Annotated in this window: 20 protein-coding genes, 2 tRNA genes and 1 pseudogene; 7 read left to right on the top strand and 16 right to left on the bottom strand. The window is 66.7% G+C overall.

Annotation, left to right across the window (positions count from 1 at the left end; all coding sequences use genetic code 11):
* Positions 1-9: 9 nt before the first annotated feature.
* On the bottom strand, positions 10-495 hold the full coding sequence (locus LQZ87_RS07235; protein WP_230102801.1) for a DNA starvation/stationary phase protection protein: 486 nt from the start codon (positions 493-495) through the stop codon (positions 10-12).
* A gap of 140 nt (positions 496-635) precedes the next feature.
* Between LQZ87_RS07235 and LQZ87_RS07230 the strand changes: the two genes are divergently transcribed.
* Positions 636-1,175, top strand: coding sequence for a gamma carbonic anhydrase family protein (locus LQZ87_RS07230; protein ID WP_230102800.1), 540 nt, complete (start codon positions 636-638; stop codon positions 1,173-1,175).
* A gap of 14 nt (positions 1,176-1,189) precedes the next feature.
* Positions 1,190-1,263: transfer RNA gene (locus tag LQZ87_RS07225), tRNA-Ile, on the top strand.
* Positions 1,264-1,274: 11 nt separating this feature from the next.
* On the opposite strand, the gene LQZ87_RS07220 is transcribed toward LQZ87_RS07225, so the two are convergent.
* Both LQZ87_RS07220 and LQZ87_RS07215 read right to left on the bottom strand, forming a co-directional pair.
* The gene (locus LQZ87_RS07220; protein WP_230102799.1) at positions 1,275-1,517 is read right to left on the bottom strand and encodes a hypothetical protein; all 243 of its coding nucleotides are present in this window, start codon (positions 1,515-1,517) and stop codon (positions 1,275-1,277) included.
* A gap of 17 nt (positions 1,518-1,534) precedes the next feature.
* Positions 1,535-3,532 (bottom strand): DUF262 domain-containing protein, encoded by a 1,998-nt coding sequence (locus LQZ87_RS07215; RefSeq protein WP_230102798.1) that lies wholly within the window; start codon positions 3,530-3,532, stop codon positions 1,535-1,537.
* A 168-nt stretch (positions 3,533-3,700) separates the two neighbouring features.
* Here LQZ87_RS07215 and LQZ87_RS07210 point away from each other — a divergent pair, with 168 nt between their 5' ends.
* Positions 3,701-4,474, top strand: a complete 774-nt coding sequence (locus LQZ87_RS07210; protein WP_325471977.1) for a hypothetical protein — start codon at positions 3,701-3,703, stop codon at positions 4,472-4,474.
* 161 nt (positions 4,475-4,635) lie between these two features.
* A complete protein-coding gene (locus tag LQZ87_RS07205) occupies positions 4,636-5,139 on the top strand; it encodes a DUF3145 domain-containing protein (RefSeq protein WP_230102796.1) in 504 nt (167 codons plus the stop codon).
* 146 nt (positions 5,140-5,285) lie between these two features.
* Here LQZ87_RS07205 and LQZ87_RS07200 read toward each other — a convergent pair whose 3' ends face one another.
* The 7 genes from LQZ87_RS07200 to aceE all read right to left on the bottom strand — a co-directional run bounded on the left by LQZ87_RS07200 (position 5,286) and on the right by aceE (position 13,326).
* A complete protein-coding gene (locus LQZ87_RS07200; protein ID WP_230102795.1) occupies positions 5,286-5,747 on the bottom strand; it encodes an ASCH domain-containing protein in 462 nt (153 codons plus the stop codon).
* Positions 5,747-6,982 (bottom strand): beta-ketoacyl-[acyl-carrier-protein] synthase family protein, encoded by a 1,236-nt coding sequence (locus tag LQZ87_RS07195; RefSeq protein ID WP_230102794.1) that lies wholly within the window; start codon positions 6,980-6,982, stop codon positions 5,747-5,749. The genes LQZ87_RS07200 and LQZ87_RS07195 overlap by 1 nt, the downstream gene beginning before the upstream one ends.
* Before the next feature lie 67 nt (positions 6,983-7,049).
* Positions 7,050-7,298 carry an acyl carrier protein gene (locus tag LQZ87_RS07190; RefSeq protein ID WP_147038765.1) on the bottom strand — a complete coding sequence of 83 codons (249 nt, stop codon included), beginning with the start codon at positions 7,296-7,298 and terminating at the stop codon, positions 7,050-7,052.
* Positions 7,299-7,365: 67 nt separating this feature from the next.
* Complete coding sequence (locus tag LQZ87_RS07185; protein WP_230102793.1) at positions 7,366-8,367, bottom strand: beta-ketoacyl-ACP synthase III; 1,002 nt, start codon at positions 8,365-8,367, stop codon at positions 7,366-7,368.
* On the bottom strand, positions 8,364-9,284 hold the full coding sequence (locus tag LQZ87_RS07180; protein WP_230102792.1) for an ACP S-malonyltransferase: 921 nt from the start codon (positions 9,282-9,284) through the stop codon (positions 8,364-8,366). The genes LQZ87_RS07185 and LQZ87_RS07180 overlap by 4 nt, the downstream gene beginning before the upstream one ends.
* 90 nt (positions 9,285-9,374) lie before the next feature.
* Positions 9,375-10,568 (bottom strand): PucR family transcriptional regulator, encoded by a 1,194-nt coding sequence (locus LQZ87_RS07175; protein WP_230103119.1) that lies wholly within the window; start codon positions 10,566-10,568, stop codon positions 9,375-9,377.
* Between the two features lie 31 nt (positions 10,569-10,599).
* A complete protein-coding gene (aceE, locus tag LQZ87_RS07170) occupies positions 10,600-13,326 on the bottom strand; it encodes a pyruvate dehydrogenase (acetyl-transferring), homodimeric type (RefSeq protein WP_230102791.1) in 2,727 nt (908 codons plus the stop codon).
* 154 nt (positions 13,327-13,480) lie between these two features.
* Between aceE and LQZ87_RS07165 the strand changes: the two genes are divergently transcribed.
* Positions 13,481-13,553 (top strand) — tRNA-Val (locus tag LQZ87_RS07165).
* Between the two features lie 170 nt (positions 13,554-13,723).
* Here the strand turns inward: LQZ87_RS07165 and LQZ87_RS07160 are convergent.
* From LQZ87_RS07160 to LQZ87_RS07150, 3 genes are read right to left on the bottom strand one after another with little or no spacing between them, the layout of a single operon-like run.
* A complete protein-coding gene (locus tag LQZ87_RS07160) occupies positions 13,724-14,734 on the bottom strand; it encodes a HAMP domain-containing sensor histidine kinase (RefSeq protein ID WP_230102790.1) in 1,011 nt (336 codons plus the stop codon).
* Entirely contained in the window at positions 14,731-15,420 is a 690-nt protein-coding gene (locus LQZ87_RS07155) for a response regulator transcription factor (RefSeq protein WP_325471972.1), read from the bottom strand. Before LQZ87_RS07155 ends, LQZ87_RS07160 begins: the two co-directional genes overlap by 4 nt.
* Complete coding sequence (locus LQZ87_RS07150) at positions 15,417-16,136, bottom strand: phosphatase PAP2 family protein (RefSeq protein WP_230102789.1); 720 nt, start codon at positions 16,134-16,136, stop codon at positions 15,417-15,419. Before LQZ87_RS07150 ends, LQZ87_RS07155 begins: the two co-directional genes overlap by 4 nt.
* A 142-nt stretch (positions 16,137-16,278) precedes the next feature.
* On the opposite strand from LQZ87_RS07150, the gene LQZ87_RS07145 reads away from it, so the two are divergent.
* Entirely contained in the window at positions 16,279-16,632 is a 354-nt protein-coding gene (locus tag LQZ87_RS07145; RefSeq protein WP_230102788.1) for a hypothetical protein, read from the top strand.
* Positions 16,633-16,710: 78 nt separating this feature from the next.
* Here the strand turns inward: LQZ87_RS07145 and LQZ87_RS07140 are convergent, their stop codons facing one another.
* Both LQZ87_RS07140 and LQZ87_RS07135 read right to left on the bottom strand, forming a co-directional pair.
* Entirely contained in the window at positions 16,711-17,955 is a 1,245-nt protein-coding gene (locus tag LQZ87_RS07140) for a hypothetical protein (protein WP_230102787.1), read from the bottom strand.
* Positions 17,956-18,070: 115 nt separating this feature from the next.
* Positions 18,071-18,460: pseudogene (locus LQZ87_RS07135) on the bottom strand (leucine zipper domain-containing protein); the annotation flags it as partial.
* Between the two features lie 242 nt (positions 18,461-18,702).
* On the opposite strand from LQZ87_RS07135, the gene LQZ87_RS07130 reads away from it, so the two are divergent.
* Positions 18,703-19,662, top strand: a complete 960-nt coding sequence (locus LQZ87_RS07130) for a site-specific integrase (protein ID WP_230102786.1) — start codon at positions 18,703-18,705, stop codon at positions 19,660-19,662.
* Positions 19,663-19,769: 107 nt separating this feature from the next.
* On the opposite strand, the gene LQZ87_RS07125 is transcribed toward LQZ87_RS07130, so the two are convergent.
* On the bottom strand, positions 19,770-20,798 hold the full coding sequence (locus LQZ87_RS07125; RefSeq protein ID WP_230102785.1) for an NADPH:quinone reductase: 1,029 nt from the start codon (positions 20,796-20,798) through the stop codon (positions 19,770-19,772).
* Positions 20,799-20,816 lie beyond the last annotated feature (18 nt).

The raw sequence follows: 20,816 nt of genomic DNA, 5'->3' as shown, positions 1-20,816 counted from the left end.
GAGGCGCTGTTACTCGGCGATGTGTGCGAGCAGGAACCAGCGGTCCTTCTCGAGGCCCCGCATGATCTCGATCGCGACGTCCTGGCTGGTCAGGTCGACCTCGTCGAGGCCGTCGATGGCCGCCTTGGTGTCGACGAGGATCGCATCGATGTCCGCGATGACGTTGCGGATCAATTCTGCTGACTGCGTGAAGCCGGCGGGAACAGCGGACGATGCGCCCTTCTCGGCGACGGCCTTGACGCGGGCGTCGATCGGGAGACCGAGGGCGACGATGCGCTCCGCGGCCGTGTCGGCGAAGCCGCCGGCGTTCGCGACGACCGAGTCGAGGAGTTCATGGACGCCGATGAAGTTCGCGCCGCGGACGTGCCAGTGGGCCTGCTTTCCGCTGATCGTCAGCGCCTGCAGCCCGAGGACGACGGGGGAGAGGAACTGGGCCGCCGCTGCGGCAACGGTCGGGTCGCTGGCTGTGGTGGAAACGGTCTGCGCCTTGCTCATTTTTCTTCCTCCAGTACGGCTTTCGGATGCCTGATGGATATAACGGTACTCAGCCTCAGACATTCCGCAAGCAAGCTGAGGCTCGGCTTATCGCCCCGAAAATCCCCGGAATCACGCGGAAGTCAGGGTAGTCTCACCTCATGAGCATCTCGTCGTCGGCATCCGTACTCGCACTGTCCGGCAGGACTCCGAAGGTCGCGGATGACGCGTTCGTCGCGGACGGAGCGCGCATCGTCGGCGAGGTCGCGCTCGAGGCCGGTTCCAGCGTCTGGTACAACGCCGTCCTCCGTGGCGATTCGGCGGGCATCGTCGTCGGGCGGGGGAGCAACGTCCAGGACAATGTCTCGGTGCACGTCGACAGCGGCCACGGCGTTGTGATCGGCGAGAACGTCTCGATCGGGCACAACGCGGTCGTTCACGGCTGCACGATCGGAGACGGGTCCCTCATCGGAATGGGCTCGGTCATCCTCAGCGGCGCGGTCATCGGCAGCGGATGCCTGATCGCCGGCGGGGCCGTCGTCCTGGGTGGCACCGAGATCCCGGACGGCTCGCTCGTCGCCGGCGTGCCGGCGAAGGTCAGGCGGGAGCTGAGCGAGGATGAGCGGGCTGATCTCTTCCGCAACGCCGAGATCTACCATGAGCACCTGCGGACGCACGAGCAGGCGGTACCGCTCCGTTAGAGTGGAATCGCTAGGGGGCGGTGGCCAAGCTGGTCAAGGCAGCGGGCTCATAACCCGACGATCGTGGGTTCAAGTCCCACCCGCCCTACGGAACGTCCGCTACAGCGGACGTGCGGTGATGGCCTCGTTCCCGAGGTCCTTCCGCGCGGTGCGCAGACACTTCGTGCACAGCAGTTCGACCGTTCGCGGGTGATTCTCGCCGCACGTGCAGTCGATCGTCACGCGCCACTTCGCCCGGCGCCCGCAGGGCGCGTAGGCCTCCTCATCGCCGTGATCGCACTCGCACTCCACGGGCACGTCCTCGTCCCAGCCCAGAGCGAGGTCGGCGAACTCCAGGTCCATAGGAGCATTTTGCCGCATCACATCACGTTCCCGATATAGGAGTACTTCACGAACACCTCGGCGGCGATCCCGGATTCCTCGAGCACGCCCTGCAGCGCGTTCATCATGTAGTTCGAGTCCCACCCCATGTAGAGGAAGTTCTCCTCGTCGAGAGCATCCCACTGGCCCTTCCAGGCCCTCTCCGAGTAGATCGGTCCTCCGTGCGCAGCGCTGTACGCCAGGGCTGACGCCCGATCGTCCGTCCACGCCCGGCGGAACACGCGGTTGAACAGCGCGCGGACGTCCTTGATCTCCCAGTGCTCGCCGCGGTACTCGACATAGTCGAATTCGCGGTCCCAGCCGGCCGGCCACCCGCGGCGGCGAACGGCATCCAGCACCGGTGTCAGGCCGTCGTCGTCGATCTCGGGCAGCGCAGGTCGCGCCCAGATCCGGAGGAGGGATGCTGCGAGTCGCACCGTGCGCTCCGTGATCGCCGCCGTGCCCCACGCCGGGATGTCGACGAGTGCGCGGGTCTCATCGACCGCACTGCGTGCGTACGCGTCGGTCTGCTTGTCGGGGAACGAAGCTCCGAACACGCGCTCGGTCAGGTTCTGCTCGAGGAGCGTGAGGTTGCCGAGGGTCGGTGTCAGAGCACGGTGGCTGTTCTGCGCGTCCTCGGTGTACTCACTCCATCGGCGCGATCCGTCGCCGGACCATGCCTCAGAAGGCATGAGCGGCACGATGTGCTCGATGTCGAATCCGGAGGTGTCGTTCACGTTCTCGAGGCGTCCCAGCACGTAGGCGGCATGGGGGAGCTCGACGTACTTGAGCACGGCGCTCACGCGCTCGTCCGAGGGCGTGATGCGGGCGAACGCGCGCATGAGCGCCTCGCGCCCTTCCGCACGAGCGCGGCACAGACGCGCGATCATCCGCTCCGGCGGCAGGCCGACCAGCGCACGGCGCAGATAGAGCGCCTGCGTCCATTCGAGCGTTTCGATGAACTCATCGCGCGAGATCAGCCCGCGCGCGTGGTCGCTGTAGGCGCTCATCACGAGCGGGTAGGCCGCGCGACCGAACGTGTTGATGTATCCCAGTTGGGTGCGGATCTCCGCGTCCGTCTCGAGAGAAGGATCGAGCAGGATGCCGTAGATCTCGGCGTAGTGGCGCCAGACCTCGGCATCCGCCTGCAGATGCGCGACGTCGACGCTCGGGAACGAACGCCGGAATGCGGCGTAGACGCCGTGCTCGCCGTCCGCCGACACCTCCCTGCCGGTTGTCATGACGAGGTAGTGCCGCCAGAAGGCGCCGATCATCTCACCGGTGTGCTGTTCGATCGGCAACCAGAACCGCTCCTCCACATCGAGCTGCTCCGAGTGCGTGAGTCCCATGAGGATGTAGTTGTGGATCAGTTCGTGATCGCGCAGCGGCTCACCGGTGGAGTTCAGGCTCTCGAAGATCTGCTGGGCGTTCGCCTGTGCGCCGAGGGTGATCGAGACGTGCTCGAGCCGCTGCAGGCCGCGCCAGATGGCCGGCGCCTCGTCCGCGTGCACCTGGCTGCGGAAGAACGCGTAGTTGTCGTCGAAACGGGACTCTCGCTCGGCGTCATCCCGCCGGTCGAGGACGACGGACTCGTAGAGGTGCGCCCAGGCGTCGTGCGGCCGCAGCTTGGTTCGGGAAGGGTCATCGGCGCGGACGAGCACGCGTTCGAGGTCGGCGGCCATGTTCGGATCCATGTCGCGCACGGCGTGGTGGAGAGCCGCTACCAGCAGCATGATCGTCGTGATGCGCTGCTGGCCGTCGATGAGGATCAAGTCCGTCTCGGACGAGTCCTGAGCCGAGAGGATGGAGCCGATGAAGTGACGCTGACCGTCGTCTTCACCCGCGACCGCGCGCACGTCGGCGAGGAGCCGTTCGCACCCGCCGATATCCCAGCGGTACTGCCGCTGATAGACCGGGACGACGATCGCGGTGTCCGGGGCAGAGAGCCACTCGATGGTGCCTACGGCGTCAGCTTCGACATTGGTGGCGCTTGCCATGGTCTTCGGTTCAGCTCCTCACATCGACGGGGATCCGCCAATCCGATTCTAGTCCGGAGCAATTTTCCCGGCCGCGTCCCGGGAGAGAGGAACACTGCGCTGTTAGGCTTGCCTTATCAGGGCCTGTTAAAACGTGCTGGCCCCCGATGAAAGGACATGACTCAGATCATGGGATACATCAAGTCCGCAGCGCTCGAGGAAAAGGGCTTCGTCGTCCTCGACAGCTACAACCAGGAGCTCGACCCCCAGGAGTGGCTCGACATCGAGTACAACGACTGGAAGTCCTCCGGTGACACCCGATTCGCGCCGCTGGCCAGTGCCAAGGGCGAGATCGAGTGCAACGGCTTCTGGAACCACAAGCCGCCGCGCACCGACAAGGACGGCGTCTGGATCCCGGAGCAGACCGAGAAGGCGCCGAACCTCACCCGCCGCGCGCAGGAGCCGGGCGCCAACGTCGGCCGCTGCCGCGTCATCGAACTGCAGCCGACCCCCTACGGCGAGTGCCTCTACAACCTCCACCAGGACGACAACAACCGTCTGAACCCCGACGGCACCGGGTGGGTCGTCCGCGGATTCTTCAATCTCACCGACGACAAGGACAGCTTCTTCGTCCTCCGTGAGAACCGCACGGACCCGAGCATCGAGTACCGCATCGCTCTGCCTGCCGGCGCTCAGCTGATCGTCGACACGCAGCGTCTGTGGCACGCCGCCACGCACGTCGGCACGGAGCCGCGCTACTGCCTCATCACCTCGTGGACCTCCGGCCCGGAGCTCGACGCCTACATCGAGAAGTACAACGGCACCGACGACGTTCCCAATGTCGAGGTTCCGCAGGACGTTCTCGAGGCCGGCTATGCGGAGCAGGCCCGCAAGGATGCCGCCCGCGCCGCGTACTACGCGGCCAAGGGGCAGCAGGCGAAGCTCGCCATGAGCGAGGCCTGACCCGTACGGATGAGCCCCGGCTGCGGCCGGGGCTTTTCTGTGCGAATGACACGCTTGTGATTTCGCTCCGAGTGGGCGATAATCGCCGTATAACCGCATAGAAACGCCACTCTCGTTGACCAGGTCGTTGGGGAAGACGCACCTGATGAAACGGAGAGATCATGGCGACGGCTTACGCACGCGGAGTGGTGTACATCCACTCCGCACCTCGCGCGCTCTGCCCGCACCTCGAATGGGCGGTGGGACGCGCTATCGGTCGTGCGGTCAACTTCGACTGGGCTGAACAGCCCGTGCTCGAGGGCGCCCGCCGCGCCGAGTTCTACTGGGACGGCCCGGTGGGCACCGGTGCTGCTCTCGCGACGGCGATCCGCGGCTGGGAGCACCTCCGCTTCGAGGTCACCGAGGATCCGACGCCCCGCAGCGACGGCGGCCGCTGGCTGCATACTCCTGACCTCGGCATCCACTACGCACAGACCGACGCGGCCGGCAACATCGTCGTCGGTGAGGATCGCATCCGCTACGCGATGGAGATCGCCGCCGGCAGCGCCCTCGAGCTGCAGCGCGAACTCGACGTCGCCCTCGGGTCGGCCTGGGATGAAGAGCTCGAGCCGTTCCGCCACGCGAGCGACGACGCCAGCGTCGTTTGGCTGCACAAGGTGGGGTAGCTGGCGACCACAGACTCGGGGCGCGGAGAGGCGTCGGTATCGGAATCCGGTGATCACCCCGGAAGCTGAGAAAGCGAATCCCTCGCCCCGCACGATGAAGGCCTCGCCCCGCATATCGGGGACGAGGCCTTCATCGTTTCGCCGGTTCAGAGCGAGTGGATCACTCGGAACCGCTCGCAGAGCACTGGCATGTCCGGCGCGAATCCGCGCGGGTTCTCCGAGTGCTCCCGCCAGAACCGTTCGTGCGCCTCGCGCCAGTGCGCCAGCGTCCGGTCGCCTTCGCCCTCCGCATGAGCGTGCTCCGTCGACACCTCATCGAAGGGGACTGTCTCGAGGGACAGAGTCTCGATCACAGCGCGCGGCGCGCCCGAACCATCGAGGATGATGCTGAGCTCGCCTTCCTCCGGCAACGGGTCACCGGTGCCCTCGTAATCCCACAATGAGGATGCGGTGCCCGTCTTCGTTCCCGCGAGCACCAGAGCCAGCAGGCTGTCGGCATGCGCGGGTGTCGCCCCGAAGGCCCAGGCGAGAGGAGTGTGCTCCGGCAGGTCGGGATGAACCGCGCGCACCTGAGCCCAGTAGTCGGCGACGGCCGCGGAAACCGTCATCAGCCTTCGTAGTCGGCGAACGCCGCGACGGCGTTGTGGCCGCCGAAACCGAAGGAGTTGCTGATCGCGAGCTGCGGACCGTCACCCAGTGACTGCGGTTCGCCCGAGACCTTCAGCGGGATGGCCGGATCCTGGGTCGTGATGTTGATCGTCGGCGGAGCGATGCGGTCGCGGATCGCGAGCACGGTGAAGATCGCCTCCAGCGCGCCCGTGCCGCCGAGCAGGTGACCGGTGGATGCCTTGGTCGCCGACACGGGGACGTCGTGGACGCGGTCGCCCATGACATCATGCAGCGCGGTGTACTCGTTGGGGTCGCCGACCGGCGTCGACGTCGCGTGTGCGTTCACGTGCGTGATCTCGTCCGCCGTGCGCCCGGCCGACTCGAGCGCCAGCTTGACGGCGCGCACCGCGCCCTCGGGCGCGTTCGCGGTGATGTGGAAGGCGTCGGCCGTGACGCCGCCGCCGACGAGCTCGGCGTAGATCTTGGCGCCGCGGGCCTTGGCGTGCTCCTCGGTCTCGAGGATGAGCACTGCGGCTCCCTCGCCCATCACGAAGCCGTCGCGGTCCTCGGAGTAGGGGCGTGACGCGGTGGACGGATCGTCATTGCGGCGGGAGAGCGCCTGCATCGACGCGAACGAGGCGATCGTGATCGGGTGGATCGCGGACTCGGTGCCGCCGGCGATCACGACGTCGGCGAGGCCCGCCTTCAGGTGCTCGTAGGCGTTGACGAGCGATTCAGTGCTGGAGGCGCATGCCGAGGCGACAGTGCGCGCGAAGGCTCTGGCCTGGAAGTGGAGGGAGAGGTTGCCGGCGGCCGAATTCGGCATCAGCATCGGCACGGTCATGGGCATGACCCGTCGCGGGCCCTTCTCGCGGAGCGTGTCCCAGGCATCCAGCAGGGTCCACACACCGCCGATGCCGGTGGCGAAGTCCACGCCGAGACGGTCGGGGTCGACGTCAGGGGCACCCGCATCCTCCCAGGCCTCCATGGCCGCGATCATCGCGAACTGCGAAGACGGGTCCAGACGCTTGGCCACAGGCCGAGCCAGCACGGACTCCGGGCGGACGATGGCTTCAGCGGCGAAGGTGACGGGTAGGTCGTACTCGGCGACCCATTCGTGTTCGAGCGAGCGACCACCGGACATTCCCGCGAGCAGGTTGGTCCAGTTCTCGGGAGCCGTTCCGCCGATGGCGGACGTGGCGCCGATGCCGGTGACGACGATGCGCTTGGTCATGGGGTGTGGTTCCTTAGGTGAGGGGCAGGAGGATGCCACCCCATCGCGGGGTGGCATCCCTCAGGTGTTACTCCTGGCCGGCGACGATGAAGTTGACGGCATCCGCGACGGTCTTGAGGTTCTTGACCTCGTCGTCGGGGATGGTGACGCCGAACTTCTCCTCGGCGTTGACGACGATCGTCATCATCGAGATCGAGTCGATGTCGAGGTCGTCCGTGAAGGACTTCTCGAGAGCGACCTCGGAGCTGTCGATGCCGGTCTCGTCGGTGACGAGCTCGGCGAGGCCGGCGAGGACCTCATCGTTGGTGAAAGCCATGTGGATTTCCTCTTTCTTGCGGTTGTGTTCGGAACCGATGCCCAGTCTAGGGAACGGCATGCGGAGTTCAGGGGAGGACGACGACCTGTGCGGCGAAGACGAGGCCAGCGCCGAAGCCGATCTGCAGCGCGAGACCCCCGGAGAGCTCGGGGTGCTCCTGCAGCAGCCGGTGCGTCGCCAGCGGGATCGACGCCGCCGAGGTGTTGCCCGTGGTCTCGATGTCGCGCGCGATGATCGTGGACTCCGGCAGCTTCAGCTGCTTGGCAAACTCATCGATGATGCGCATGTTCGCCTGGTGGGGGATGAAGGCGGCGAGATCTGCGGCTTCGACACCGGCGACCTCGAGGGCTTCTCTGGCGACCTTCGCCATCTCCCACACCGCCCAGCGGAAGACGGAGGGGCCGTCCTGGCGCAGCGTCGGCCAGGGCACTTCTCCGTCACGGAACTGCGTCAGGTCACCGTTCATGGTGACGGCATCCGCTCGGGAGCCATCTGAACCCCAGACCACCGGCGCGATCGCCGGCGTGTCGCTCGGCCCGATCACGACGGCGCCTGCGCCGTCGCCGAGCAGGAAGGAGATGCTGCGGTCGGTGGGGTCCACGACGTCCGAGAGCTTCTCGGTGCCGATCACCAGGGCGTAGTGCGCGGCACCGGCGCGGATGAGCGCGTCGGCCTGCGCGATGCCGTAGGCGTAGCCGGCGCAGGCAGCATTGGAGTCGTAGGCGGCTGCCGGGTTCGCCCCGACCCGGTCGGCGACGATCGCCGCGGCCGACGGAGTCTGCTTCGGGTTGCTGATCGTCGCGACGATCACGAGATCGATGTCGGATGCCGCGACGCCGGACTTCTCGATCGCCTCTGCGCCGGCGATCGCGGCGAGGTCGATCGCAGACGTGCCCTTGTCGGCACGGACGCGGGTGACGATGCCGGTGCGCTGACGGATCCACTCATCGCTGGAGTCGATGGGACCGACCAGATCGTCGTTCGGCACGAAGTTCTCGCCGCGTGCGGCGCCGTACGAGAGGATGCGGGTGAACTGCGGGCCGGTGGCCTGCTTCAGCGTTGCGGTCATGCTGCTGCTCCGTTCAGCAGCTCGGCTGCTGCATCGAGGTCATCGGGTGTCTTCACGGCGACGACGGGTGTGCCGCGCAGTCCGCGCTTCGCGAGGCCCGTCAGGGCGCCGGCGGGTGCGAGCTCGATCATGCCGGTGATGCCGGCATCCGCGAACGATGCCATGCACAGGTCCCACCGAACAGGCGATGACACCTGGTTCACGATCAGCTCGAGTGCCCTGGTTCCGGAGGAGACGACGGAGCCGTCGCGATTCGTCCAGAGGGTCAGATCCGGTTCGCTCGGCGTGACGTCGGCGACAGCGGTGCGCAGCGCGTCGACGGCCGAGGCCATGTACGTGGTGTGGAAAGCACCCGCGACCTGCAGGGGGATCACCCTGGTGCCCTTCAGCGGCTCCTCGGCGAGGGAGGCGAGGGCCGGCAGGGCGCCCGCGGCCACGATCTGCCCGCCGCCGTTATGGTTGGCCGGGGTCAGCTCCAACTCGGCGAGTCGATCGAGCACGGCCTGCTCGTCGCCGCCCAGCACGGCGCTCATGCCGGTCGGGGTCTGCGCTGCGGCATCCGCCATCGCGCGCCCGCGGATGCCGACCAGCCGCATGGTCTCCTCTGCGGAGATCACTCCGGCCCCGACGATGGCCGCGAGCTCGCCGACCGAGTGCCCGGCGATCCCGTCGGAGCAGCGTCCGGCGCGCTCGACGAGAGCCTGCCAGGCGATCAGCGACGCCGCGACGATGAGCGGCTGCGCGATACGGGTGTCCCGGATCGTGTCGGCGTCCGATTCGGTGCCGTGCGAGATCAGATCGATCTCAGCGGCTTCGGAGTACCTGGCGAGGCTGTCGGCCACGCCATCGAGTTCGAGCCAGGGGGCCAGGAAGCCGGGAGTCTGAGAGCCCTGTCCGGGGCATGCGGCGACAATCACCTACCCAGTCTGCCAACGATCACGTCGAAACGGTGGATGTACCCTCACAAGATTCGCGGAATCGTTTGTGCGTGGCGTGCACCGTGGACGTCAGCGCGTGCGGCGAGCAGGAGTGCGACGCCGCACCGTCTCGGCTGTGCCGATGGATCCGAGGATAAGCGCCGTCTGCAGGATCAGCGCCTCGCGCGGGCCTGTGGCGTCCCAGCCGATGACCTCGCTCACGCGCTTGAGCCGGTAGCGGACCGTGTTCGGGTGGACGAACAGCTCGCGCGCTGTCGCCTCGAGAGAGCGGCCGTTGTCGAGGTAGCTCCACAGCGTCGTCACCAGGTCCGTTGAGTGCGCTTGAAGCGGACGGTAGATCCGGTCGATCAGCGTCTGCTTGGCGAGCGGGTCGCCGGCGAGAGCGCGCTCCGGCAGCAGATCGTCCGCCTCCACGGGGCGAGGAGCCGTGCGCCAGGCGCGGGCCACGGCGAAGCCCGCGAGCGCCGCGCGAGCGCTCTGCCCTGCGTCGACAAGAGCGGCGACAGGCGGGCCGAGCACGACGTAGCCCGGCCCGAACGAGGACTCGAGGCGCGTGGCGATCTCATTGAACGCCAGTTCGTCCTGCTCGTCCTCCTTGCCCGGCACGTGGGCGCGTCCGAGCACCAGCACGAGGCGGGAGCCCTGGACGCCGATCAGCACGTCGACCGCGAGCTTGCGCGCGGTGCGCCGGACGTGATCCACATCGAACTGCGGGGGAGTCGTGCCGACGAGCACGCACACCTCGCCGTGGCCGTGCCAGCCGAGCGCCGCGATGCGACTGGGCAGCTCCTCATCGGCCTCACCCGTGAGGATCGAGTCGACGACGAGGGCCTCGAGCCTGGCGTCCCACAGACCGCGCGCCTCGGCGGCACGCGCGTAGACGTCGGCCGCCGCGAATGCGACATCGCGCGAGTAGAGCAGGATCGCCTCGCGCAGGTACTCGCCCTTCCCTGCGACGCGCTCCTCGGTCACCTCGACCGTGACGCGGATGAGCTGGAGGGTCTGGGTGAGGCTGACGCTGCGCAGCAGTTCGCGGGGCGCCGCGGCGAAGATGTCGGCGGCGATCCACGGCGTCGAGGTGGGGTCGTCGTACCACTGGATGAAGGACGTGATGCCGGCCTGCGCCACCAGCCCGACCGCTGAGCGGCGGGCCGGTGGCATGTCGGCGTACCAGGGGAGCGTGTCCTCGAGGCGCTGTATCGTCGCCGTCGCAAGATCACCCGAGATGCGGCGCAGCCAGGCGAGCGTCGCCGCCTTGTCCATCGACGCCTGAGACGATGCGGTCACACGCGACTCAGCTCTCGCCGCCGGCGTTTCCGCTCGTACCGGCGTTCACGTTGTGCAGGTCGTACTTCGCGATCGCCTGAGCGATGACCGAGCGGTCGAGCTTGCCCTGATCGGCGAGACCCTGCAGGGCCCGGACGACCATCGACGGCCCGTCGATCTTGAAGAATCGACGAGCGGCCGCGCGCGTGTCGGCGAAGCCGAACCCGTCGGCACCGAGCGTGTAGAAGTCGCCTGGCACCCACTGGCGGATCTGGTCCTGCACGGCGTGCATGTAGTCGCTGGTGGCGATGAACGGGCCCTCCGCCGACTGCAGCTTCTGCGTCAGGTACGCGACCTGGGGCTCCTCTTCGGGGTGCAGGAAGTTGTGCTCGTCGGCGGCGAGGCCGTCACGGCGCAGCTCGTTCCAGCTGGTCACCGACCAGACATCGGCGACGACGCCCCAGTCCTTCGCGAGGAGATCCTGGGCTTCGATCGCCCACGGCACGCCGACGCCGGAGGCGAGCAGCTGCACGCGGGGTCCGTCGCCGGTTCCCTCAGCAACGCGGTGGATGCCCTTGAGGATGCCTTCGGCATCGACGTTCTCGGGCTCGGCGGGCTGCTTCAGCGGCTCGTTGTACACCGTCAGGTAGTACATGACGTCGGGGTCGGGGTGCGATCCGCCGTACATGCGCTCGATACCGGCCTGCACGATGTGCGAGACCTCGTAGCCGTAGGCAGGGTCGTAGCTGATCGTCGCAGGGTTGGTCGACGCGAGCAGCGGCGAGTGGCCGTCCGCGTGCTGCGTTCCCTCACCCGTGAGTGTCGTGCGTCCGGCGGTGGCGCCGATCACGAAGCCGCGGGCCATCTGGTCGGCAGCGGCCCAGAAGGCGTCGCCGGTGCGCTGGTAGCCGAACATCGAGTAGAAGATGTAGATCGGAATAAGCGGCTCGCCGTGCGTCGAGTAGGACGTCGCCGTGGCGGTGAAGGCTGCTGTGGCGCCGGCCTCGTTGATGCCGACGTGCATGATCTGGCCCTGCGGGCTCTCCTTGTACGCCAGGAGCAGCTCGCGGTCGACGGCCGTGTAGTTCTGGCCGTTCGGGTTGTAGATCTTCGCCGACGGGAAGTACGAGTCCATGCCGAAGGTGCGGGCCTCGTCCGGGATGATCGGGACGATCCGCTCGCCGAAGCCCTTGACCCGCAGCAGGTCCTTGAGCATGCGGACGAACGCCATCGTGGTGGCGACCTCCTGATTGCCCGAGCCCTTCTTGGGGAACGCGTAGTCCTTCTCCTCGGGGAGGGCGAGGTCGACGTGCTTCTTGCGGCGCTCGGGGAGGAACCCTCCGAGGTCACGGCGGCGCTCGAGCATGTACTGGATCGTCTCGTCCTGCGCGCCGGGGTGGAAGTACGGCGGCTGGTACGGGTTCTCCTCGAGCTGCGCGTCCGTGATCGGGATCTGCATGGTGTCGCGGAACAGCTTGAGGTCGTCCAGCGTCATCTTCTTCATCTGGTGCGTGGCGTTGCGTCCCTCGAAGTGGGGGCCGAGGCCGTAGCCCTTGACGGTCTTCGCGAGGATGACGGTCGGCTGGCCCTTGTGCTCCATCGCAGCCTTGTACGCCGCGTACACCTTGCGGTAGTCGTGGCCACCGCGGCGCAGCTTCCAGATCTGGTCGTCGGTGTAGTCCTTGACCAGGGCTGCGGTGCGCTCATCGCGGCCGAAGAAGTTCTCGCGCACGAACGCGCCGTTCTCGGCCTTGTACGTCTGGTAGTCGCCATCGGGGGTGACGTTCATCAGGTTGAGGAGCGCGCCCTCGGTGTCGCGGGCGAGCAGGTCGTCCCACTCGCGGCCCCAGACGACCTTGATGACGTTCCAGCCGGCGCCGCGGAAGTACGACTCGAGCTCCTGGATGATCTTGCCGTTGCCTCGCACAGGGCCGTCGAGCCGCTGCAGGTTGGCGTTGATCACGAAGGTGAGGTTGTCCAGACCCTCGTTGGCGGCGACCTGGAGCTGACCGCGCGACTCGACCTCGTCCATCTCGCCGTCGCCGAGGAAGGCCCAGACGTGCGAGTCGGCGACGTCCTTGATGCCGCGGTTGGCGAGATACTTGTTGGTCATCGCCTGGTAGATCGCGTTGATCGGGCCGAGACCCATCGACACGGTCGGGAACTGCCAGAACTCGCGCATCATGCGCGGGTGCGGGTAGGAGGGGAGGCCGTTCGGGGCGCCGGACTTCTCCTGGCGGAACGCGTCGAGCTGCGCCTCGGTCAGCCGGCCTTCGAGGAACGCGCGGGCGTACATGCCGGGGGAGGCGTGGCCCTGGTAGAAGATCTGGTCGCCGCCGGAGGGGTGGTCCTGCCCGCGGAAGAAGTGGTTGTGACCGACCTCGTAGAGCGACGCAGCCGAGGCGTAGGTCGAGATGTGGCCGCCGACTCCGATGCCGGGGCGCTGCGCGCGGTGCACGGTGATCGCTGCGTTCCAGCGGATCCAGTGGCGGTAGCGGCGCTCGAGCTCCTCGTCACCGGGGAACTCGGGCTCGTTCTCCGACGCGATGGTGTTGATGTAGTCCGTGGTCGGAACCATCGGCACATTCAGGTGCAGCTCCTTGGAGCGCTTGAGCATGCTGAGCATGATCTCCCGCCCGCGGCCGTGACCCTTGGCGTCGACGAGTTCGTCGAGCGACTGCTGCCATTCGCCGGTCTCTTCCGGATCGCTGTCGAGGGGGCCCTGGGAGTACGGATCCTGATCGTGGACGGTCACGTGGAACCTTTCGTCAAGCTGGCAGGTCTTGCCAATGAAACGGGAAGCGACGCGGGGGAGTCTTGTCGTCTCGGCACAACGCGCGCTGTATTCAGCCTAGCCGTCTTCGGAGGATGCGTCGCGCACCGGGCGCCCGCATACAATGGAGAGGTCAGGGCCTTTAGCTCAGCTGGTAGAGCGCCACGTTTACACCGTGGATGTCGTCGGTTCGATCCCGGCAGGGCCCACCTAGGAAACACTGGGATCTGCCGGACCTGGCCTCAGGCGGCGATCCATGCGCGGCCCCCCGGCGGCCCCCCGAGTAGTATCTCCCCCTCTGTCGGAGCGCCAAGTAGCGACCGTTGCTGCGGCGGCGGGCGCGCCGTAGCGATACATCACTGACACCCGTTTCTGTGATTCATCCTCGGTCTGTGCGTTGGCTGCATCGTCGTACGGTAAGGGTCAGCGCAGTGCCGTTAGGCGAGGTCGAGGTGACGGCGATTGTCCCGCCGTGTCGGGTGACGGTGTCCTGCACGAGCGCGAGGCCGATTCCGAATCCCGTGCGGGCGTTGCCGCCGCCGTCGACGGCGTCTGAGGAGCGGGCGAAGCGGTCGAAGATGCGATGTGGGTCGATCCCCTGGATGCCAGGTCCGTGGTCGATCACGGTGATTGCCACGGTCCGGCGGTCTGCTCGCGCGTTGAGCTCCACGATGCCGGGTGGTGAATGCTTGACGGCGTTGTCGAGGAGAGCGATGAGGCTGCGTCGAAGGCTCGCTTCGGGGATTTTGACGGAGACGTCCGGGGAGGTAGCTGTAGCGACAACCACGACGCCATGCTGTTCGGCGATCATGGTCATCGCTGACGCTGCGGACGCCATGGTGTCGTTGACGGAGGCTGTGGGGTCTGCGTCGACCGGTGTGATGTCGATGGAGTCGAGGAGGTCTGTGACGACCGCGTTGAGGTTGCGTGAATCGTCGCGCAGTTCGGTGATGATGTCGGCGTTCGGGTCGTTCGGGTCGGATGCGCGTTGAAGGACTTGGAGTCGGGCGTCGAGGATGGCGAGCGGTGTGCGGAGTTCGTGGGAGGCGTCGGCGACGAAGCGGCGCTGACGGTGGAGCGCATCGATGAGGGGTGTGACTGCTCGGCGAGTTGCGAAGAGCGCGATTGTCCCAGCGAGGACGATCGCGACGACGCCCACGAGGACCGCCCCGATGACGATGTCGACGCCTTCGATGTCGACCGTGGTCTCCTGCCCCCCGGGTGAGAACAGATGATCGGGCGGGATCTGACTGAACACGATGAGGAAGGCGGCGATCAGTACACCGATGACGAGGGCCGAGACGGTGATGGCGATCCAGATGCCGACGCGTCTCGCGGCAGCTCGGACGAGTCGTGCGTCCGAGTCGAGTGGCGATCGTTCGCGGCTCACAGTTGGCCCAGTCGATATCCGCGCCCGCGGACTGTGGTGACGATGTCGATGTCGGTCTTGCGTCGAAGGTAGTGCACGTATGTGTCGACGGTCCCCGGTGTGTCGGTGGGGGAGAATACCGATTCGAGGATGTCCTCGCGGCTGAAGGTCCGATCGGGATGGGCGGCGAGCAGTGTCAGCAACGTCGTCTCCCGGTCGGTGAGGATGGTTCTTCCGTCGTACGGGGAGTAGATGGCTCGCGAGTCCGGGTAGAACTCCCATCCGCCGATGCGGACGAACGGGCCCTCGCCGTTGGAGACGCGGCGGATTGCGCGCAGCCGGGCGAAGAGTTCGTCGAATTCGAACGGCTTGACCAGGTAGTCGTTGGCCCCGGCGTCCAGGCCGCGTACTTTGTCGTGCACGCTGCCGAGGGCTGTGAGGATGAGCATGGGGGTGGTGTTGTTGCCCTGTCGGAGGGTCTCGACGATGGAGATGCCGTCGATGGTCGGGAGGCGGCGGTCGATGATCATCGCGTCGTATCGCTGTTCCTGGGCATCGCTGAGGGCCTCTGAACCGTCATTGAAGAGGGTGACGTCGTACACCTCGTCGAGCACCCGCGCGATCAGCGGACCCAGCTGAGGGTCATCCTCCACGAGCAGGAGACGTGGTCGGTTGGCTGACGGCATCGCTGCTCCCTTCTCGATCACGAATCTCCTCTTTCCATCCCAGAATCCACCACACGGACCCGAGCACCCACCTCTTCGTCTCGCCGCCGCGGGCGCAAGAGGCGACTGTTCCTCATCAGCGCCCCGAGACACAAACACCACACAGAGACCAGCAGGAGCGACCCGAGCACGTCGGAGGGGTAGTGCGCTCCAAGGTACATGCGCGACCACGCCGTCGTCAGCGCGACCACGGCTGCGACCACGATTGCCGCTGCCCGATATCGCCACCCGGCGAGCATCACCACCGCGCTCAGCCCGAACGCGGTCGCGAAGGCCGTGTGTCCACTGGGATAGCTGAACGAGGTTGGCTCCACGAGCAGCGGATGCGCGAGCAGCGACATGTCCGGTCGGGGCCGCTGGATGATCACCTTGATGACGTCAGCGGCAGCCCACGGGATAGCGATCAGCAGAGCCATGCGCAAGGCGGTCAGCCACGACCGCCCGATCAGGCCCGCGATCACAACCGCCAGCACACCCACGAGGACCGCGAAACGTGGACCGAAGACAACGTCGATGGATTGGGCGATCGCATCGAAGACGGGGGCGTGGAAGCCGTTCACCGCGATCACGGCGTTCATCTCGGCGGCGGTGATGGACGGGCTGCCGCTGACGATCAGGCCAAGGGCTTCGATCGCGGCGAACATCGCGCCCGCGATGAGCCAGAGCGCGATCGGTGGAAGGCGTCGTACAGGGGTCATGCGTCCCACTTTCCTCAGCAACTGCTAAGAAACCTCTCAGAATGGTCGGCGCTGTCGGGCGACTCGGTTTCTTGGCGGTTTCTTACAGGCGACGGAGGAGCGTGAGGTTTGACGGGCACCCTGCCTGGAAAGGAACGAAGCCATGCTCACGAAGAAGAAGCTCATGATCGGCAGCGGGATCGGAGCGGCGGCGATAGCCATCGCGGTCGGCGGACTCGCACTGAGCCTCCCCGCTCAAGCCGCCACGCCCACGTCCCCGACGTCGTCCCACTCCACGACGGCTGACAACGACGGGGAGACCAACGATGACGGCCCCGGTGCCGCAGACACCGACGTCGAGACTAACGACGATGCTCCCGGTGCCACCGACTCCGACACCGAGACCGACGATGACGGTCCCGGTGCGACGGATGCGGAGACCAACGATGACGGCCCCGGTGCCGCAGACACCGACGTCGAGACCAATGACGATGGTGATGCTCCCACAGGGAACTGACGATCACTGAAGGAAGGGGCCGGGCGCGCATCGCGTCCGGCCCCTTCACCTTGTGCGGCGCGGCTCAGGCCGCCTCGGTCATTCGAGCGTGGCGAGCAGGGTCGACAGCGCGGTCTTCTCGGCTGCGGGGTCGGGTGTGTCTGCTCGCACCGCCGTCAGCGCTGTGTCGATCCGCCCGTCGATGTACATCCATCCCGTGTCATCGAGAGGTTGCAGCGTCGGCTGGGCATCATCCCATGCCTTCTCCAGATCCGTGATCCGCGCAGTGGCCGCCTTCTGCTTCCCTGCCTGGACCATTGAGAGCGTATCTGCCGTGATGGCGCGGAACTCAGCGACGGGCGGTGCCGGAAACTTTGCTGTGGCGGAGGTTCCTGGAGGCAGGGTGACCGATGTTGTCGGACCTTCGCCTTCGCTGGCGGGCGCTGCCGTGTGCGGCTGCGCGGATGCCCAGGCGAGAAGCGCAATCGTCAGCAGGGCCACGAGGGCGTAGAAGCCGAGGACGCGCCGCTCGCTCTTCTTCGTGGTGGGAGCCGCCAACGGTCTCGTCTCGATGACGTCTGCCCGGGTGAGGGTGAGATAGACCACCGTCGCGAGGATCGCGACCAGGAAGATCACGCTGGTGAGCGCGACGCCCAGGCCGAGCCCCTGCTGATCGGACGGTAGCCCGAACCAGTCGCCGAGGTTCGCGCCCAGCGGCCGCGTCAGGATGTAGGCGAGCCAGAACGCCAGGACCGCATTGCCACCCATCCGCCATCCCACGACGACGGCGGCGATCAGGCCCGCAGGCAACAGCACCGACACCCCGGGACCCCAGCCGGTGAGTTCCAGGATCCAGTCGCCCGCAGCCGTACCGAGCGCGAACGTCACCAGGATCGCCAGCCAGTAGAAAAGCTCCCGCGGTGTGGTCGTGATGCTGTGGATCGACAGCGTCCGCTGACTGAACCACCACACCCCGAACACGACAGCCAACAGTCCCGCGAACACTGCCGTGCTCACCGCGAGCGGAACCCCGAGGCTGTCGGTGAGGATGTCGGTGTAGAGGGTGCCCGTCACACTGACCACCACCACTGTCAGCCAGTACACGAACGGCACGTACCTTCGCAGCAGCAGTTGCCATCCGAGTATGACCGCGAACACCGCTGTGAAGATCAGCGCGGTGCTTTCGAGCCCCACGCCCAGCGACATGTTGATCCAGTCCGCGAAACTCTCGCCCACCGTGGTGCACAGGATCTTGATGATCCAGAACCACAGCGTGATCTCGGGAACCTTGCTCAGCATCTCGCGGCGCACCCGTGGCATGGCCGCTCTCATCGTTGTAGTCACGAAACGGACGCTACGAAGCCGCTTCTAAGACCCCTCTGAGAAACCGCGACGGATTCTGTCAAAAACGATGGTTGAGCGAGAGTGCTCAGATAGACCCTCACAGCGTGTTCTCCTGCTCATATCGGCGGATCGGTTCGCCGGTGACCCGATCGATGCGACTGAGTCGGTTGATACGGCAGCGCACCAGCACCGCATGAACAGTCGAGGCCGGGAGGCCGAGTTCTCCGGCGATCTGTGCCGGGCCGAGCCTGCGTCGCCACCGTGCTTTCACGATCCGTTTGACCAGCTCAGGAGGCGTCTTGGTAGGCATCGAACGCGGCCGGCTGGACCTGTCGATCATCCCCGCAGCCCCCTCGGCGCGAAACCTCGCCGCCCACTTGCGTGCCGTAAGCGGCGAGGTCATGAACATCTTCGCCGCGACAGTGGCAGACCAATGCTCTTCGACGATGAGCTTTGCCAGCCGCAAACGAGCGCGCGGGGTCAGAGCAGCGTTAGCGTGGGACACGAAGGCCTCCTGTGTTGTGTGAGCGGTTTCTAGACAGCTCCACTCTCGCAACCTGAGGCCTTCACCCCTCAGCAATCACGAGCGATTCACACAACAACGTCCCTGGACATCACACCTAGCGGACGGTGGCGCGTCCGGGTGAGGCCGGTCGTGACAAGGTCGCGGATCGTACGTTCGACCTGAAGCGCGATGCGGAGGCGTGGCAGGCTGCGCAGAAGCGGGCGCTGGACCTCGGGGAGTTCGTGGACCCGAAGAACGGCAAGGTCCTTCTCGGGGTCGCTCTCGATCAGTGGGTGGAGGCGCGCGCCGGTACGGTCGCGAGCAAGACGCTGAGCACCGAGAAGTATGCCGTGAAGCATCTGGGACCGCTGCGTAATCGCCCCCTGAACGCTGTGCGCTCTGCGGACTTGGATGCCCTATACGGGGTGCTGCTGCGGACGCAGGCGCGGTCCACCGTTTCCCGGTTCCGGAATATCGTCAGCGCGTTCTTTGGGTGGGCGGTCGATCAGAAGATGATCGGCACGAACCCCGCCCGGATGTCCCATGTCCAGAAGGGCACCGGGCAGGATACGAAGCGCGAGATTTGGCCCTTCACTCTGGCGGAGCTGCGCAAGGCGCACACCGACCTTCAGACGCTGACCTCGAAGTCGAACGCCGACATCCTCCTGGTGCTCGGCCTCACCGGTATCCGCTGGGGCGAGCTGTCGGCGCTGCGTGTACGTGACGTTCAGCAGCTTCCGTACCCGGCGCTCCGGGTGAGTAGGTCGAAGCCGGGCGGACAACCGGTGAGGACGGTCACCAAGGGCGGAAGCGCACGTACGGTGCCGCTTCCCTCAGAGGTCTGGGACATCGTCCAGCCGCTGCTAGACGCCGGCAAACCGGACGCACCGCTCTTCCCCTCGGCTACCGGCTCTAATCGCTCAGGACGTAACTGGACGCGCGACAGTCACTACTCGAAGGTCAGCGGCGGGCGGCGTGTTCACGACCTTCGCCACACGGCGGCTACGCTCTGGCTCCAGAACGGCGTGGACCTGAAGACGGCTCAGACCTGGCTTGGCCACAGCACCGCGAAGCTGACCGCTGACACGTACTCCCACTTCATGGGATCGGACGCTGACACGTCGGCTCTCGCAAGGATGAATGCCGTCCTCGGCGCGGCCCCCCAGCGGCCCCCCAGGGTGACGAACCTGCAAGACGGATAGCTCTGTGCAACGCCTGCAACGCGTGAGACCGGCGGAGTCCGGCATCCGGTCGGCTTTACACCGTGGATGTCGTCGGTTCGATCCCGGCAGGGCCCACTCGGACTCGATCAGGCGTCGTCGGACGCCACTCGGATGAGCACCTTGCCGATCACGCCGCTCTCCACCGCATCGTGCGCCGCCGCTGTCTCGTCGAGCGAGAACCAGGTCAACGGCAGCCCGGCATCCGCGCCGACGGGAAGAGCGCCGTCCTCGAGCGCCGCGGTGATGTCATCGGCGGCGGCAGCGATCGCCGCATCGCCGACGGTGTACAGGAGGAGTCCCTGCCAGCGGGCGTTCTTCGCGAAGCTCGCCATGATGGGTGCAGTGAACGACTCGCCCTTGTCGTTCGCGTAGAACGCGATCGAGCCGTGGTTGGCCAGAACCGTGACGTCGAGCTCGGCGTTCATCGCGGGGGAGACCTCCACGATCTGGTCGACGCCGTCGGGCGCCGCAGCCAGGATGCGCTCGGCCAGGCGGTCATCCGGATACCGGAAGACGTGATGCGCGCCTGCCGCACGCGCCAGACGCTCTTTGTCATCGCTGCTGACGGTGGAGAGCACCGTGGCTCCCGCCCACACGGCGAGCTGGATGGCGGCGTGTCCGACGGCGCCGGCGCCGCCGTGGACGAGCACGGTCCGGCCTGTCAGGCTTCCGGACGACAGGCGCGACGGGCCGAACTCGTGGACGGTCAGGGCGCGGTGCGCCGTCATCGCTGGGACGCCGAGGCTCGCAGCGACGTCGAAGTCGATCCCCACCGGGAGGCGGACCACTCTGGTGGCTGGAACGACTGTGAACTCCTGAGCGGTGCCGGTCGGACGCTGATGCGCGGCGAGGAACAGCCAGACGCGGTCTCCGACGCTGAACTCCGTGACGCCGTCGCCGACGGCATCCACGATTCCCGCACCGTCCTGGTTCGGGACGACCTCGTCGAACGGCATCGGCGCTCCGGAGGATGCGCGCGCCTTCCAGTCCGTGGGGTTGACGCCGGAGACGCGGATCCGCACCCGGACCTCGTTCGCCCCCGGCTCCGCCGCTTCGCGCTCGGTCAGCGTGAGCGTCGCGGAGTCGCCCTTGGTCGTGTAGACGATTGCTCTCATGTGGGATGCAAGCCGTAC

Origin of the sequence: Microbacterium sp. Bi121 (assembly GCF_918698005.1) — a bacterium.
Classification (GTDB): Bacteria; Actinomycetota; Actinomycetes; order Actinomycetales; family Microbacteriaceae; genus Microbacterium.
This window is presented reverse-complemented; position numbering and strand designations above follow the sequence as displayed.

What these genes read in the sequence shown, in the direction of transcription:
- LQZ87_RS07235 (WP_230102801.1), bottom strand. Translation starts at nt 495, where the DNA reads ATGAGCAAGGCGCAGACCGTTTCCACCACAGCCAGCGACCCGACCGTT.
- LQZ87_RS07230 (WP_230102800.1), top strand. Translation starts at nt 636, where the DNA reads ATGAGCATCTCGTCGTCGGCATCCGTACTCGCACTGTCCGGCAGGACT.
- LQZ87_RS07220 (WP_230102799.1), bottom strand. Translation starts at nt 1,517, where the DNA reads ATGGACCTGGAGTTCGCCGACCTCGCTCTGGGCTGGGACGAGGACGTG.
- LQZ87_RS07215 (WP_230102798.1), bottom strand. Translation starts at nt 3,532, where the DNA reads ATGGCAAGCGCCACCAATGTCGAAGCTGACGCCGTAGGCACCATCGAG.
- LQZ87_RS07210 (WP_325471977.1), top strand. Translation starts at nt 3,701, where the DNA reads ATGGGATACATCAAGTCCGCAGCGCTCGAGGAAAAGGGCTTCGTCGTC.
- LQZ87_RS07205 (WP_230102796.1), top strand. Translation starts at nt 4,636, where the DNA reads ATGGCGACGGCTTACGCACGCGGAGTGGTGTACATCCACTCCGCACCT.
- LQZ87_RS07200 (WP_230102795.1), bottom strand. Translation starts at nt 5,747, where the DNA reads ATGACGGTTTCCGCGGCCGTCGCCGACTACTGGGCTCAGGTGCGCGCG.
- LQZ87_RS07195 (WP_230102794.1), bottom strand. Translation starts at nt 6,982, where the DNA reads ATGACCAAGCGCATCGTCGTCACCGGCATCGGCGCCACGTCCGCCATC.
- LQZ87_RS07190 (WP_147038765.1), bottom strand. Translation starts at nt 7,298, where the DNA reads ATGGCTTTCACCAACGATGAGGTCCTCGCCGGCCTCGCCGAGCTCGTC.
- LQZ87_RS07185 (WP_230102793.1), bottom strand. Translation starts at nt 8,367, where the DNA reads ATGACCGCAACGCTGAAGCAGGCCACCGGCCCGCAGTTCACCCGCATC.
- LQZ87_RS07175 (WP_230103119.1), bottom strand. Translation starts at nt 10,568, where the DNA reads ATGGACAAGGCGGCGACGCTCGCCTGGCTGCGCCGCATCTCGGGTGAT.
- LQZ87_RS07150 (WP_230102789.1), bottom strand. Translation starts at nt 16,136, where the DNA reads ATGACCCCTGTACGACGCCTTCCACCGATCGCGCTCTGGCTCATCGCG.
- LQZ87_RS07145 (WP_230102788.1), top strand. Translation starts at nt 16,279, where the DNA reads ATGCTCACGAAGAAGAAGCTCATGATCGGCAGCGGGATCGGAGCGGCG.
- LQZ87_RS07125 (WP_230102785.1), bottom strand. Translation starts at nt 20,798, where the DNA reads ATGAGAGCAATCGTCTACACGACCAAGGGCGACTCCGCGACGCTCACG.